This is a genomic window from Clostridium putrefaciens (assembly GCF_900461105.1).
Classification (GTDB): domain Bacteria; phylum Bacillota; class Clostridia; order Clostridiales; family Clostridiaceae; genus Clostridium_L; species Clostridium_L putrefaciens.
In genome coordinates this window covers 2779183-2792254 of the sequence record NZ_UFWZ01000001.1, presented here as the reverse complement: position 1 = coordinate 2792254, position 13072 = coordinate 2779183, and the positions used below count along the sequence as shown (strand labels likewise).

The 13072-nt window shown below is 35.0% G+C and carries 23 protein-coding genes; all 23 read left to right on the top strand.

Features of this window, described 5'->3' with window-relative positions; translation table 11 throughout:
• Positions 1-2: 2 nt before the first annotated feature.
• The 23 genes from fusA to rplO all read left to right on the top strand — a co-directional run bounded on the left by fusA (position 3) and on the right by rplO (position 13071).
• Positions 3-2066 (top strand): elongation factor G, encoded by a 2064-nt coding sequence (fusA, locus tag DY168_RS12835; protein WP_115642098.1) that lies wholly within the window; start codon positions 3-5, stop codon positions 2064-2066.
• A 41-nt stretch (positions 2067-2107) separates the two neighbouring features.
• Entirely contained in the window at positions 2108-3301 is a 1194-nt protein-coding gene (gene tuf / locus DY168_RS12830; protein WP_115642097.1) for an elongation factor Tu, read from the top strand.
• Positions 3302-3793: 492 nt separating this feature from the next.
• Positions 3794-4102, top strand: a complete 309-nt coding sequence (gene rpsJ / locus DY168_RS12825; protein WP_029451415.1) for a 30S ribosomal protein S10 — start codon at positions 3794-3796, stop codon at positions 4100-4102.
• A 97-nt stretch (positions 4103-4199) separates the two neighbouring features.
• Positions 4200-4829 carry a 50S ribosomal protein L3 gene (rplC, locus tag DY168_RS12820; protein ID WP_115642096.1) on the top strand — a complete coding sequence of 210 codons (630 nt, stop codon included), beginning with the start codon at positions 4200-4202 and terminating at the stop codon, positions 4827-4829.
• A 26-nt stretch (positions 4830-4855) separates the two neighbouring features.
• Positions 4856-5476, top strand: coding sequence for a 50S ribosomal protein L4 (gene rplD, locus DY168_RS12815; protein ID WP_115642095.1), 621 nt, complete (start codon positions 4856-4858; stop codon positions 5474-5476).
• On the top strand, positions 5476-5772 hold the full coding sequence (rplW, locus tag DY168_RS12810) for a 50S ribosomal protein L23 (RefSeq protein WP_029451412.1): 297 nt from the start codon (positions 5476-5478) through the stop codon (positions 5770-5772). Before rplD ends, rplW begins: the two co-directional genes overlap by 1 nt.
• A 54-nt stretch (positions 5773-5826) precedes the next feature.
• Positions 5827-6660 carry a 50S ribosomal protein L2 gene (rplB, locus tag DY168_RS12805; protein ID WP_115642094.1) on the top strand — a complete coding sequence of 278 codons (834 nt, stop codon included), beginning with the start codon at positions 5827-5829 and terminating at the stop codon, positions 6658-6660.
• A 62-nt stretch (positions 6661-6722) separates the two neighbouring features.
• Positions 6723-7004, top strand: coding sequence for a 30S ribosomal protein S19 (rpsS, locus tag DY168_RS12800; RefSeq protein ID WP_115642093.1), 282 nt, complete (start codon positions 6723-6725; stop codon positions 7002-7004).
• 23 nt (positions 7005-7027) lie between these two features.
• Positions 7028-7363: a 50S ribosomal protein L22 gene (gene rplV / locus DY168_RS12795; protein ID WP_115642092.1), complete on the top strand. Its 336-nt coding sequence runs from the start codon at positions 7028-7030 to the stop codon at positions 7361-7363.
• Positions 7364-7380: 17 nt separating this feature from the next.
• A complete protein-coding gene (rpsC, locus tag DY168_RS12790; protein ID WP_115642091.1) occupies positions 7381-8037 on the top strand; it encodes a 30S ribosomal protein S3 in 657 nt (218 codons plus the stop codon).
• Positions 8038-8054: 17 nt separating this feature from the next.
• On the top strand, positions 8055-8498 hold the full coding sequence (gene rplP, locus DY168_RS12785) for a 50S ribosomal protein L16 (RefSeq protein WP_115642090.1): 444 nt from the start codon (positions 8055-8057) through the stop codon (positions 8496-8498).
• Positions 8488-8700, top strand: a complete 213-nt coding sequence (rpmC, locus tag DY168_RS12780) for a 50S ribosomal protein L29 (RefSeq protein ID WP_029451405.1) — start codon at positions 8488-8490, stop codon at positions 8698-8700. The genes rplP and rpmC overlap by 11 nt, the downstream gene beginning before the upstream one ends.
• 21 nt (positions 8701-8721) lie before the next feature.
• On the top strand, positions 8722-8976 hold the full coding sequence (rpsQ, locus tag DY168_RS12775; RefSeq protein WP_029451404.1) for a 30S ribosomal protein S17: 255 nt from the start codon (positions 8722-8724) through the stop codon (positions 8974-8976).
• A 27-nt stretch (positions 8977-9003) separates the two neighbouring features.
• Positions 9004-9372, top strand: a complete 369-nt coding sequence (rplN, locus tag DY168_RS12770; protein WP_029451402.1) for a 50S ribosomal protein L14 — start codon at positions 9004-9006, stop codon at positions 9370-9372.
• A gap of 20 nt (positions 9373-9392) precedes the next feature.
• Complete coding sequence (gene rplX / locus DY168_RS12765; protein WP_115642089.1) at positions 9393-9707, top strand: 50S ribosomal protein L24; 315 nt, start codon at positions 9393-9395, stop codon at positions 9705-9707.
• A 22-nt stretch (positions 9708-9729) separates the two neighbouring features.
• A complete protein-coding gene (gene rplE, locus DY168_RS12760; RefSeq protein WP_115642088.1) occupies positions 9730-10272 on the top strand; it encodes a 50S ribosomal protein L5 in 543 nt (180 codons plus the stop codon).
• 16 nt (positions 10273-10288) lie between these two features.
• Positions 10289-10474, top strand: coding sequence for a type Z 30S ribosomal protein S14 (locus DY168_RS12755; RefSeq protein ID WP_029451399.1), 186 nt, complete (start codon positions 10289-10291; stop codon positions 10472-10474).
• Positions 10475-10504: 30 nt separating this feature from the next.
• Entirely contained in the window at positions 10505-10906 is a 402-nt protein-coding gene (rpsH, locus tag DY168_RS12750) for a 30S ribosomal protein S8 (RefSeq protein WP_115642087.1), read from the top strand.
• A gap of 69 nt (positions 10907-10975) precedes the next feature.
• Positions 10976-11518, top strand: coding sequence for a 50S ribosomal protein L6 (rplF, locus tag DY168_RS12745; RefSeq protein ID WP_115642086.1), 543 nt, complete (start codon positions 10976-10978; stop codon positions 11516-11518).
• Between the two features lie 19 nt (positions 11519-11537).
• A complete protein-coding gene (rplR, locus tag DY168_RS12740) occupies positions 11538-11900 on the top strand; it encodes a 50S ribosomal protein L18 (protein ID WP_115642085.1) in 363 nt (120 codons plus the stop codon).
• Positions 11901-11917: 17 nt separating this feature from the next.
• Positions 11918-12415, top strand: a complete 498-nt coding sequence (gene rpsE / locus DY168_RS12735) for a 30S ribosomal protein S5 (RefSeq protein ID WP_115642084.1) — start codon at positions 11918-11920, stop codon at positions 12413-12415.
• Positions 12416-12426: 11 nt separating this feature from the next.
• On the top strand, positions 12427-12606 hold the full coding sequence (gene rpmD / locus DY168_RS12730; RefSeq protein ID WP_115642083.1) for a 50S ribosomal protein L30: 180 nt from the start codon (positions 12427-12429) through the stop codon (positions 12604-12606).
• A gap of 24 nt (positions 12607-12630) precedes the next feature.
• The gene (gene rplO, locus DY168_RS12725) at positions 12631-13071 is read left to right on the top strand and encodes a 50S ribosomal protein L15 (RefSeq protein ID WP_115642082.1); all 441 of its coding nucleotides are present in this window, start codon (positions 12631-12633) and stop codon (positions 13069-13071) included.
• Position 13072 lies beyond the last annotated feature (1 nt).

Sequence of the window (13072 nt, the reverse complement as noted above, 5' to 3'; positions counted from 1 at the left end):
TAGTGCCAAGACAATTTGCGTTAGAAAAGTACCGTAATATAGGGATAATGGCTCATATCGATGCAGGTAAAACTACAACAACTGAGCGTATTTTATTTTACACAGGAAAAACACATAAAATAGGGGAAACTCATGAAGGTGCAGCTACAATGGACTGGATGGTTCAAGAACAAGAAAGAGGTATAACAATTACTTCAGCAGCTACTACATGCCAGTGGAAGGGTTATGAGATAAACATAATCGATACACCAGGCCACGTAGACTTTACAGTTGAGGTTGAAAGATCTCTTAGGGTTCTTGATGGAGCTGTAACAGTTCTTGATGCTAAGAGTGGGGTAGAACCACAAACTGAAACTGTTTGGAGACAAGCGGATAAGTATGGTGTACCAAGAATGATATATGTAAATAAGATGGATGCTGTTGGGGCAGACTTCTACACCTGTTTAAATTCTATAAGAGATAGACTTAAAGCAAATGCAGTGCCAATTCAAATACCAATAGGTCAAGAATCGGAATTCATGGGAATGGTTGATCTTGTAAAGATGATTGGAATAGTTCACAAGAACGATTTAGGAACTGAAATCGAAGAGGGTGAAATACCAGCAGAATTAAAAGAAAAGGCTGAAGAATATAGATTAGCTATGCTTGAGTCTATTGCAGAATGCGATGAAGAGTTAATGGTTAAATATCTAGATGGAGAAGAAATAACTGAAGATGAAATAAATGCAGCTTTAAGAAAAGCTACTATTGGCAATCAAATAATCCCAGTTATTTGTGGATCATCATATAAAAACAAAGGCGTTCAAGAAATGATAGACGCTGCTGTTGCATATATGCCATCACCTTTAGATATACCACCAGTAAAAGGTGTTAAAATAGACAGTGAAGAAGAAGATGAAAGAAAAGCTGATGAAGCTGAACCACTTTCTGCACTAGCATTTAAAATAGCAACAGATCCATTTGTAGGTAAACTAGCATTTACAAGAATCTACTCTGGAACAATGAAGAGTGGTACATATGTATTAAACTCAACAAAGGGAAAAAGAGAAAGAGTTGGAAGGCTTGTTAGAATGCATGCAAATCACAGAGAAGAAGTTGATGAGTTATATGCAGGAGATTTAGGTGCAGTTGTTGGACTTAAAGATACAACTACAGGAGATACTCTATGTAGTGAAAATGATCCAATTATACTTGAAACTATGGACTTTCCAGAACCAGTTATATCTGTAGCTATTGAGCCTAAGACTAAAGCCAGTCAAGAAAAGATGGGATTAGCGCTTTCAAAGCTTGCAGAAGAAGATCCAACATTCAAGACTTTTACTGATCAAGAAACAGGTCAAGTTATTATAGCAGGTATGGGTGAACTTCACCTTGAAATTATAGTAGATAGACTTCAAAGAGAATTTAAAGTTGAATGTAATGTTGGTAAACCACAAGTTGCTTACAAAGAAACTATCAGAAAAGCTGTTAAAGCTGAAGGTAAGTTTGTTAGACAATCTGGTGGACGTGGTCAGTATGGTCATTGTTGGATTGAAATGATACCAAATGAAGGTGAATATGTATTCGAAAATGCTATCGTTGGAGGATCTATTCCAAGAGAATATATACCAGCAATAGATAATGGAATTAAAGAAGCATCAGATAGTGGTATTTTATCAGGATATCCAGTTATAAACTTTAAAGTAAGACTAGTTGATGGGTCATATCATGATGTTGACTCCTCAGAAATGGCATTTAAAATAGCAGGATCTATGGCATTTAAAAATGCTATGGCTAAAGCTGATCCAGTATTACTTGAGCCAGCAATGAAAGTTGAAGTTGTTGTAGCTGAAGAATACATGGGAGATGTTATAGGAGATATAAACTCTAGAAGAGGAAAAATTGAAAGTATGGAAGCTAGATCAGGAGCTCAAGTTATCAACTCATTTGTTCCACTTTCAGAAATGTTTGGATATGCTACAACGCTTAGATCAAAGACACAAGGTAGGGGTACTTACAGCATGGAGTTTGATCATTACGAAGAAGTGCCAAAGAGCATACAAGAACAAGTAGTAGGTAAAAAATAATATAACAAAATATGTCTTTAATAGCAAGGAGGAATTTACAAATGTCAAAAGCAAAATTTGAAAGAAGTAAACCACACGTTAATATTGGAACAATAGGTCACGTAGACCATGGTAAGACAACATTAACAGCAGCTATAACATCAGTATTAGCTAGCAGAGGATTTGCAGAAGCATTTAAGTATGATCAAATAGATAAGGCACCAGAGGAGAAGGAAAGAGGAATAACAATCAATACTTCTCACGTAGAATATGAAACAGAAAATAGACATTATGCACACGTGGACTGTCCAGGTCATGCTGACTATGTAAAGAATATGATTACAGGTGCAGCACAAATGGATGGAGCTATCTTAGTTGTATCAGCAGCAGATGGTCCAATGCCACAAACAAGAGAACATATATTATTAGCATCTAGAGTAGGTGTTGGTTATATAGTAGTATTCTTAAACAAGGCAGATATGGTAGATGATCCAGAATTATTAGAATTAGTTGAAATGGAAGTTAGAGAACTATTAAGTGAATATGATTTCCCAGGAGACGATACACCAATAGTAGCAGGATCAGCATTAAAAGCATTAGAAAACCCAACAGATGAAGTAGCTATTAAGCCTATATTAGACTTAATGGAAGCAATAGATAGCTATATTCCAACACCAGAAAGAGCAACTGATAAACCGTTCTTAATGCCAGTAGAAGATGTATTTACAATTACAGGTAGAGGAACAGTTGCAACAGGAAGAGTTGAAACTGGGATTTTAAAGGTTGGAGAAGAAGTAGAATTAGTAGGATTATCTGAAGACAAGAGAAAGGTAGTAGTAACAGGAGTAGAAATGTTCAGAAAGTTACTAGACCAAGCAATGGCAGGGGATAATGTAGGAGTTCTATTAAGAGGAATACAAAGAGCAGAAATAGAAAGAGGTCAAGTACTTGCAAAACCAGGTAGTGTAAACCCACACAACAAGTTTGTAGGTCAAGTATATGTACTTAAAAAAGAAGAAGGCGGAAGACATACACCATTCTTCGATGGATATAGACCACAATTTTATTTCAGAACAACAGATGTAACAGGATCAATCAAATTACCAGACGGAATGGAAATGGTAATGCCTGGAGATCATATAGATATGAATGTTGAACTAATCAATCCAGTAGCTATGGATGAAGGTTTAAGATTTGCTATAAGAGAAGGCGGAAGAACAGTTGGATCAGGAGTTGTTACTACAATAACAAAATAATTATAAAATTACAAAATCAATCGATTGATTTTAAGTGGATAAGGTGACGATCTTATCCACTTTTATTTTGCCAAAGTTAGATAGTGCTTTTAGAAATAATTTTAAAACAAATCATATATTTTAATGTTTACTGTTGCAATAACTTGAAATTAAATATATAATACTTAAAGTGTATTAAAAGGTATACTTTAAGTAGCGGATTAAACACCAAAGTATATGTCAATACTACAAAATAAATGAATTAAAATGCTTGTAACTTCAAACTAAATATAGTATAATAAAGTAGTTGTAAAGCTATAACAGCGATGAGACGAGAGGTTGCTGGACTTCCGGGGAATTCTTGTTGAGTATGTTAGGGTCTAAGAACCCAGCGACGGGATTGCTTGAACTGTTAGGTGAGAAGTATAAAATCAAGAAACACCCGGAACAGTTTACAGAAGGTCCGCTGTTGTGCGTTAGAAGTAATACGTACAGGAAAAGGAGGGAAATAAAATGGCAAAACAAAAAATTAGAATAAGATTAAAGGCTTTTGATCACAAGATATTAGATCAATCAGCAGAAAAGATTGTAGAAACTGCAAAATCTACAGGAGCTCAAGTAGCTGGGCCAGTGCCACTACCTACAGAGAAAGACATTATAACAGTACTAAGAGCAGTTCATAAGTACAAAGATGCTAGAGAACAGTTCGAGATTAGAACTCACAAAAGATTGATAGATATATTGAATCCATCACCAAAGACTGTAGATGCTCTAATGAGATTAGATCTACCAGCAGGCGTGGATATAGAAATTAAACTATAACGTACATATGGTGTACGCGTAATAGATAACTATTACGAACTATTATGATTGCTACTTAAGTCGGTGATCCGCTAATATGTTTAGGAGGTGTAAGGTAATGAAAAAAGCAATAATGGGTAAAAAGATTGGCATGACACAAATATTTGATGCTAATGGTAAAATAGTTCCAGTAACTGTTGTTGAAGCAACTCCAAATGTAGTACTTCAAATGAAGACTACAGAAAAAGATGGATATGATGCTATACAAGTGGGTTATGGAGAAATAAGAGAAAAGCTAGTTAACAAGCCAAGAAAAGGACAATTTACTAAAGCGGGTGCTCCATTTAAAAGATTCATAAGAGAATTTAAATTAGAGGACTGCAGCGTATATGAAATAGGTCAAGAAATCAAAGTTGATACCTTCGAAGAGGGAGACAAAGTTGATATATGTGGTATTTCTAAAGGTAAGGGGTTCCAAGGAACAATTAAGAGATGGAATGCACATAGAGGACCTATGTCCCATGGTTCTAAGTTCCATAGAGCAGTAGGGTCTATGGGAGCATCATCAGATCCATCAAGAACATTTAAAAATAAAAAATTACCAGGACATATGGGGAATGTTAATACAACAGTATTAAATCTTCAAGTTGTTAGAATAATGCCAGAGAAAAACGTGATATTGATTAAAGGTGGAATACCAGGCCCAAACAAGGGAATGGTTATAATAAGAAATTCAGTTAAGGCTTAATTCTTTGGAAGAAAGGAGGAAGTAGAATGCCTAAAGTAGGATTATTTAATGTAGAAGGTAAAAAGGTTGGAGATTTCCAATTATCAGATAGCGTATTTGGAGTAGAAGTTAATGAATATGCAATGCATCAAGTAGTAGTTGCGTTACTTGCAAATAAAAGACAAGGAACACAATCAGCTAAGACAAGAGCAGAAGTTTCAGGAGGCGGAATAAAGCCTTGGAGACAAAAAGGAACAGGTAGAGCTAGACAGGGTTCAATAAGAGCACCTCAATGGATACATGGAGGAATCGTATTTGCACCAAAGCCAAGAGATTATAGAGTTTCAGTCCCTAAAACAATGAGAAAAGTTGCTATGAAATCTGCTTTAACAAGCAAAGTTCAAGACAATGAAATGATAGTTTTAGAGAGCTTAAGTCTAGATGCTCCAAAAACAAAAGAAATAGTTAAAATGCTTAATGCGTTTGAAGCTAAGAAGGCGTTAATAATTACTTCAGAATCAAATCAAGTAATATACAAGTCTTCAAGAAACATTGAGGGAGTAAGCGTAATCCCAGTAAACAACATTAACGTGTATGATTTATTGAAATACGAAAAAGTTATTATAACTAAAGACGCTTTGTCTAAGATTGAGGAGGTGTACGCATAATGAAGTTAACAAGTCATGATATAATAAGAAAACCTGTTATAACAGAAAAAAGCATGACATCAATGGCAGAAAAAAAATACACCTTCATCGTTCATGTATCAGCTAACAAATCTCAAATAAAGAGAGCTGTTGAAGAAGTTTTTGGCGTTAAAGTTGAAGATGTAAAAACCATTAGAACTATGGGAAAAACAAAAAGAGTAGGCGTACATGTAGGAAAGAGAGCAGACTACAAAAAAGCTATTGTTAAATTAACAGAAGATAGTAAGACAATAGAATTCTTTGACGGAATGCAATAAAAAAAGCAGGTATTGGCAAAGAGCCAGAAAAGCGTAAGCAAGGAGGGAATTTAGATGGCAGTTAAGAAATTTAGACCGACTACCCCATCAAGAAGACAAATGACAATGCCAACATTTGAAGAGATAACAACAGATAAACCTGAGAAATCTCTTTTAGTTGCAAAAAGCAAAACAGCGGGTAGAAATGCTCATGGTAAGATAACTGTTAGACACCACGGTGGTGGAGCTAAACAAAAATATAGAATAATAGATTTCAAAAGAAACAAAGATGGTATACCAGCAAAGGTATCAACTATCGAGTATGATCCAAATAGATCAGCGTACATAGCACTTATAGTATATGCTGATGGAGAAAAGACATACATAATCGCTCCAGTTGGAATAAAAGTTGGAGACGTTATAGTATCTGGATCAGAATCTGATATTAAACCAGGAAATACTCTTCCAATGAAGAACATACCAGTAGGTACAGTTATTCATAACATAGAACTTCATGCAGGAAGAGGAGCTCAATTAGTTAGATCAGCAGGATCATCTGCTCAACTAATGGCTAAAGAAGGTAACTACGCTACACTAAGACTTCCAAGTGGTGAAGTTAGATATGTAAGAGTTGAGTGTAAGGCTACTATAGGTACAGTTTCAAATGTTGCACACAAAGATGTTAACATAGGTAAAGCAGGAAGAAAAAGACACATGGGATGGAGACCTACAGTAAGAGGATCCGTTATGAATCCATGTGACCATCCACACGGTGGAGGAGAAGGTAAATCACCAGTAGGTAGACCATCACCACTTACACCATGGGGTAAACCAGCACTTGGATATAAGACTAGAAAAACTAAGAAATATTCAGATAGATTAATAATAAGAGGAAGAAACAGTAAGTAGTCAAAGAGAATATGAAATATTCTCTTTGGTATACTGTATCCATTTGAAGGGAGGAATATCTAGTGAGTAGATCAACAAAGAAAGGACCTTTTGTCCATGAGAGCCTTTTAAACAAGATAATCGAAATGAACAAAGCCGGTGAGAAAAAGGTTGTAAAGACTTGGTCAAGAAGTTCAACTATTTTTCCACAAATGATAGGTCATACCATCGCAGTTCATGATGGTAGAAAACATGTTCCAGTTTTCGTTAGCGAAGACATGGTAGGACATAAATTAGGTGAGTTCGCATTAACAAGAACTTACAGAGGACACGTTAATAGTGAAAAATCATCAAAGGTAAGATAAGCCTTGAGAAAGGAGGAATAGAAATGGAAGCTAAAGCTATAGCTAAATATGTGAGAATGTCTCCAATGAAAGTTGGGATTGTTTTAAACTTGATAAAAGGTAAAAATGTAAATGAAGCTTTTGCTATACTAAAATACACCCAAAAGGATGCTGCGGTAGTTATAGATAAAGTTCTAAAATCAGCTGTAGCAAACGCTGAAAACAATCTTAATTTAGATGTTTCTAGATTAATAGTTGCAGAAGCGTATGTGGGACCTGGACCAACATTAAAGAGATTTCAACCACATGCTCAAGGTAGAGCATTTAGAATAAATAAAAGATCAAGCCACATAACAGTAATTGTTAAAGAAATAGCTTAAAAAAGGAGGGAAATATAGTGGGACAAAAAGTAAATCCTAATGGTTTTAGAGTTGGCGTAATTAAAGATTGGAATGCGAAATGGTTTGCTGATAAGAGAAATTTTGCTGATTACCTTATAGAAGATAATCAAATCAGAAATTACGTTAAAACAAAGTCCTATGCAGCAGGTATTTCAAGAATAGAAATTGAAAGAGCTGCTAAAAGAATTAAATTAAATATATATACAGCAAAACCTGGAGTAATCATTGGAAAAGGTGGATCAGGAATTGATACACTTAAAAAAGGATTAGAACAGTTTGTAACTGGTAAAAATATATTAATTAATATAGTTGAAGTTAGAAATACAGAGATAGATGCTCAGTTAATGTCTGAAAATATAGCAGCACAACTTGAAAAAAGAATTTCTTTTAGAAGAGCAATGAAACAAACAATTCAAAGATCAATGAGAGCTGGAGCTAAGGGTGTTAAGATAAATTGTGCAGGAAGACTTGCTGGTGCAGAAATAGCTAGAACAGAACATTATCATGATGGAACAATTCCACTACAAACATTAAGAGCGGATATTGATTATGGATTTGCAGAGGCAAATACAACATATGGTAAAATCGGAGTAAAAGTATGGGTTTATAAGGGAGAAGTTCTTCCAGTTAAAAAGGAAGAGGCTAACGCATAAGAAAGGAGGAATTCGAGATGTTAATGCCTAAAAGAGTAAAACATCGTAAAGTTCAGAAAGGTAGAATGCGTGGTAAAGCTACAAGAGGTAATTTTATAGCTTACGGAGATTACGCAATTCAAGCAACTGAATGTGGTTGGATTACTAGCAATCAAATAGAAGCAGCTAGAGTAGCTATCAATAGATATATTAAAAGAGGTGGGAAGCTTTGGATAAAGATTTTCCCAGATAAGCCAATAACTGAAAAACCTGCTGAAACTCGTATGGGATCAGGTAAAGGTTCACCAGAATATTGGGTAGCAGTTGTTAAACCAGGCAGAGTTTTGTTTGAGTTATCAGGTGTTTCAGAAGAAGTAGCAAGAGAAGCAATGAGACTTGCTCAACATAAGCTTCCTATATCAAGTAAGTTTGTTACAAGGAGCGATTTTGAGGAAATGGGTGGTGAAAGTAATGAAGGCTAGAGAGTTACAAGATTTAAGAACAAACTCACCCCAAGAACTAGAAGGTAAGCTAGATAACCTTAAAGGGGAACTTTTTAATTTAAGGTTTCAATTAGCTACAGGCCAATTAGAAAATCCAATGAGAATTAAAGAAGTTAAGAAGTCTATAGCCCAAGTAAAGACCATCTTAAGAGAAGAAGAGTTAAGGTCTATTCAACAATAACCTTGAAAGGAGGTCAATTCAGTGGAAAGAGCAAATAGAAAGACAAGAGTTGGAAGAGTTGTTTCCGATAAAATGGATAAAACTATAGTTGTAGCTGTTGAGACTAAAGTACGTCACCCGTTATACGGAAAAACAGTTAACAAAACTACAAAGTTTAAAACTCATGATGAAAATAATGAAGCAAATTTAAATGATAGAGTACAGATAATGGAAACAAGACCTTTATCAAAAGATAAAAGATGGAGACTTGTTGAAATAGTTGAAAAGGCAAAGTAGTCTTTAAACTGAAAGGAGGATATTTGAATGATACAGCAACAAAGCAGGCTTAAGGTAGCAGACAATTCTGGTGCTAAGGAAATAATGTGTATTAGAGTTTTAGGTGGTTCCGGAAGAAAATACGGAAACATTGGAGATATAATAGTTGCTAGCGTTAAAAGTGCAACACCAGGTGGAGTTGTTAAAAAAGGTGAAGTAGTTAAAGCAGTAATTGTAAGGTCAGTTAAGGGCTTAAGAAGAGCTGATGGTTCTTATATTAGATTTGATGAAAATGCAGCTGTTGTAATTAAAGAAGATAAACAGCCAAAAGGAACACGTATCTTCGGACCAGTTGCTAGGGAGCTAAGAGAAAAAGATTTTACAAAAATATTATCATTAGCACCTGAAGTTCTATAAGATAGGGAGGTGGCAACACAATGAAGGTTCATGTAAGAAAAAGTGATATGGTAATGGTTATATCCGGAAAAGATAAAGGTAAAACGGGTGAAGTAATAGCTGTTACACCTAAAAAGAGTAAAATCCTAGTTAGAGGCGTTAATATAGTATCTAAGCATAAGAAACCTAGTAAAGAAAATATGCAAGGTGGAATAGTTAGAGAAGAAATAGCAATACATAGCTCAAAGGTTATGTTATATTGTCAAAAATGCAAATCTGTAACAAGGATAAGCAACAAGCTATTAGAAGATGGAACAAAAGTAAGAGTTTGCAAGAAATGCGAAGAAACATTTTAGGATCTGAAAGGAGGTAAAATTGATGATTCCAAGATTAAAAGAAAAATATGATAATGAAGTAGTCCCAGCTTTGATGGAAAAGTTTGGATATAAGAATATAATGGAAGTTCCAAAGTTAGAGAAAATAGTTATCAATATGGGAGTTGGAGAAGCGAAAGATAATTCGAAAGTTTTAGATTCAGCTGTATCTGATATTCAATTAATAACTGGTCAAAAACCAATACTAACTAAGGCTAAGAAGTCTGTAGCTAACTTCAAATTAAGAGAGAACATGCCAATAGGTTGTAAAGTAACTTTGAGAAAAGTTCAAATGTTCGAATTTGCTGATAAACTAATAAGTATAGCTTTACCAAGAGTTAGAGACTTTAGAGGAATATCAGATAAATCTTTTGATGGTAGAGGAAACTATGCATTAGGAATAAAAGAACAATTAATATTCCCAGAAGTGGAATATGATAAAATTGATAAAGTAAGAGGAATGGATATAATATTTGTAACTAGTGCAAAGACAGACGAGGAAGCAAGAGAGTTATTAAGATTCCTTGGTATGCCATTTGCTCAGTAATTAAGGAGGGGAAAACGTGGCACGTAAAGCAATAATAGAAAAATGGAAAAAAACACCTAAGTATTCTACTAGAGCTTATACAAGATGTAGATTATGTGGAAGACCCCATGCGGTTTTAAGTAAGTATGGAATTTGCCGTATTTGCTTTAGAGAACTTGCACATAAGGGAGAAATACCTGGATGCAGAAAAGCAAGCTGGTAAATGTTAATGTAACGAAAGGAGGCAATGAATATGGGAGTTATCACGGATCCAATTGCAGATTTGCTGACTCGTATAAGAAACGCAAATGCTGTTAGACATGAAATAGTCGAGGTTCCTTCTTCAACAGTTAAGAAGGCTATAACTAATATACTACTTCAAGAAGGTTATATAAAAGATATAGAGGAATACTCTGATGGAGTAGTTCCAATGATGAGAATCACTTTGAAATATGTTTCAAACAATCAAAAGGTAATAACTGGATTAAAGAGAATATCTAAACCAGGACTAAGAGTATATTCTAGAAAAGAAGAAATTCCTAGAGTATTAAATGGCTTAGGAATAGCAGTAATATCTACTTCTCAAGGAATAATGGTTGATAGAGAAGCTAGAAAAGCGGGACTTGGTGGAGAAGTACTCTGCTACGTTTGGTAGTATAAAGAGTTTATATAAATATTAATAAAATGCATAGATATGCGTAATCGGAGTGTAGGAGGTGCGAATATGTCAAGAATAGGTAAGATGCCCATCGCTATACCAAGCGGCGTAAATGTTACTATAACACCAGATAATGTTGTTACAGTAAAAGGCCCTAAAGGTGAACTTACAAGAGCTATGAGAAAAGAAATGACTATAGCTATTGAAGATAACACAGTAGTAGTTAGTAGATCAAGCGATGAAAAACAACTTAGAGCGTTTCACGGATTGACAAGATCTTTAATAAATAACATGGTTATCGGGGTAACAGAGGGTTACCAAAAGATATTAGAATTAATTGGAGTTGGATACAAAGCACAACTTCAAGGAACTAAATTAGTGTTAAACTTAGGTTTTTCACATCCAGTTGAAATAGAACCAGTAGGTGGAGTAATTTTTGAAATCCTTGCTGCAAACAAAATTGCAATAAAAGGAATAGATAAAGAAGCCGTTGGAGATGCAGCTGCTGATATAAGAGTGTGGAGAAAACCAGAGCCATACAAAGGTAAAGGTATAAGATATGAGGGCGAAATCGTAAGACGTAAAGAAGGTAAAACAGGTAAAAAGTAATAGAAAGGAGTGAACCTTTATGTTAAAGAAGGATGACAGACAAAAAGGCAGAGAAAGACGCCATCTTAGAGTACGTAAAAAGATAACTGGTACTGCTGAGAGACCAAGACTTTCTGTTTATAGAAGTGAAAAACATATATATGCACAAATTATAGATGATGTTTCACAAAAAACACTTGTAGCTGCCTCTACTTTAGATAAAGACTTAGAGATAAGCTTAGGAAGCAATAAAGAAGCTGCTCAAAAAGTAGGAGAAATAATTGCTAAAAAAGCATTAGACAAAGGAATTAAGCAAGTTGTATTTGATAGAGGTGGATACATATATCACGGAAGAATTGAAGAACTTGCAAAAGCAGCAAGAGAAGCTGGCTTAGAATTCTAATTTAGGGAGGGAAATAAATGAGAATCGATCCTAGCACACTAGACCTTAAGGAAAAAGTTGTTTTTATAAACAGAGTAACTAAGGTTGTTAAGGGTGGTAGAAACTTCAGATTCAGCGCTCTTGTTGTTGTCGGAGACGAGAACGGACATGTAGGCGTTGGTATGGGAAAATCTGCTGAAATACCTGAAGCAATAAGAAAAGGCATCGAAGATGCAAAGAAAAATTTAATAGAGGTTCCTATGGTTGGAACTACAATTCCTCATGGAATTGATGGTATATTTGGAACTGGTAGAGTACTTATAATGCCAGCAACAGAAGGTACTGGAGTTATAGCTGGTGGTGCAGCTAGAGCTGTACTTGAACTAGCAGGTTTAAAAGACGTAAGAGCAAAATCTTTAGGTTCTAAAAACCCAAGAAACATGGTTAATGCTACAATCAACGGATTAAGTCGTCTAAGAACAGCTGAGCAAATTGCTAAGCTTAGAGGCAAAAACGTTGAAGAGATTTTAGGTTAGGAGGGATTGCCTTGGCTAAACTAAAAGTAACTTTAGTTAAGAGTTTAATTGGTAGAAAAAAAGGTCATATAGCAACTACAAATGCTCTTGGACTTAAAAAGATAGGAAAAACTATTGAGCATGAGGATACTCCTCAAATACTAGGAATGATAAATAAAGTTAGTTATCTTTTGAAAGTTGAAGAAGTTTAAGAGAGCAAGGAGGTGTAAAGATAGATGAGACTTCATGAATTAAAACCAGCAGAGGGAAGCAGAAAAGCTCCTAAAAGAGTAGGTAGAGGTACAGGTTCAGGATTTGGAAGAAACGCCGGAAAAGGTGAAAATGGACAAAATTCAAGAAGTGGTGGTGGAGTTAGACCAGGATTTGAAGGAGGTCAGATGCCACTATACAGAAGACTACCTAAAAGAGGATTTACCAATATATTTGCTAAAGAATATGTTGAAGTGAATATTAACAGATTAAATATATTTGAAGATGGAACAGTTGTGACACCAGAATTATTACTTGAAAGAAGAGTAATAAGCAAGATTAAGGACGGAGTTAAGGTTTTAGGAAATGGAAATTTAGAAAAGAACTTAACAGTAAAAGCTACTAAGTTCTCTAAAACTGCAGCTGAAAAAATTGAAGCGGCTGGGGGAAAAGTTGAGGTGGTATAAA

Coding starts and splice junctions, on each gene's coding strand:
- tuf (WP_115642097.1), top strand. CDS start 2,108: ATGTCAAAAGCAAAATTTGAAAGAAGTAAACCACACGTTAATATTGGA.
- rpsJ (WP_029451415.1), top strand. CDS start 3,794: ATGGCAAAACAAAAAATTAGAATAAGATTAAAGGCTTTTGATCACAAG.
- rplC (WP_115642096.1), top strand. CDS start 4,200: ATGAAAAAAGCAATAATGGGTAAAAAGATTGGCATGACACAAATATTT.
- rplD (WP_115642095.1), top strand. CDS start 4,856: ATGCCTAAAGTAGGATTATTTAATGTAGAAGGTAAAAAGGTTGGAGAT.
- rplW (WP_029451412.1), top strand. CDS start 5,476: ATGAAGTTAACAAGTCATGATATAATAAGAAAACCTGTTATAACAGAA.
- rplB (WP_115642094.1), top strand. CDS start 5,827: ATGGCAGTTAAGAAATTTAGACCGACTACCCCATCAAGAAGACAAATG.
- rplV (WP_115642092.1), top strand. CDS start 7,028: ATGGAAGCTAAAGCTATAGCTAAATATGTGAGAATGTCTCCAATGAAA.
- rplP (WP_115642090.1), top strand. CDS start 8,055: ATGTTAATGCCTAAAAGAGTAAAACATCGTAAAGTTCAGAAAGGTAGA.
- rpmC (WP_029451405.1), top strand. CDS start 8,488: ATGAAGGCTAGAGAGTTACAAGATTTAAGAACAAACTCACCCCAAGAA.
- rplN (WP_029451402.1), top strand. CDS start 9,004: ATGATACAGCAACAAAGCAGGCTTAAGGTAGCAGACAATTCTGGTGCT.
- rplX (WP_115642089.1), top strand. CDS start 9,393: ATGAAGGTTCATGTAAGAAAAAGTGATATGGTAATGGTTATATCCGGA.
- rplE (WP_115642088.1), top strand. CDS start 9,730: ATGATTCCAAGATTAAAAGAAAAATATGATAATGAAGTAGTCCCAGCT.
- rpsH (WP_115642087.1), top strand. CDS start 10,505: ATGGGAGTTATCACGGATCCAATTGCAGATTTGCTGACTCGTATAAGA.
- rplF (WP_115642086.1), top strand. CDS start 10,976: ATGTCAAGAATAGGTAAGATGCCCATCGCTATACCAAGCGGCGTAAAT.
- rplR (WP_115642085.1), top strand. CDS start 11,538: ATGTTAAAGAAGGATGACAGACAAAAAGGCAGAGAAAGACGCCATCTT.
- rpsE (WP_115642084.1), top strand. CDS start 11,918: ATGAGAATCGATCCTAGCACACTAGACCTTAAGGAAAAAGTTGTTTTT.
- rplO (WP_115642082.1), top strand. CDS start 12,631: ATGAGACTTCATGAATTAAAACCAGCAGAGGGAAGCAGAAAAGCTCCT.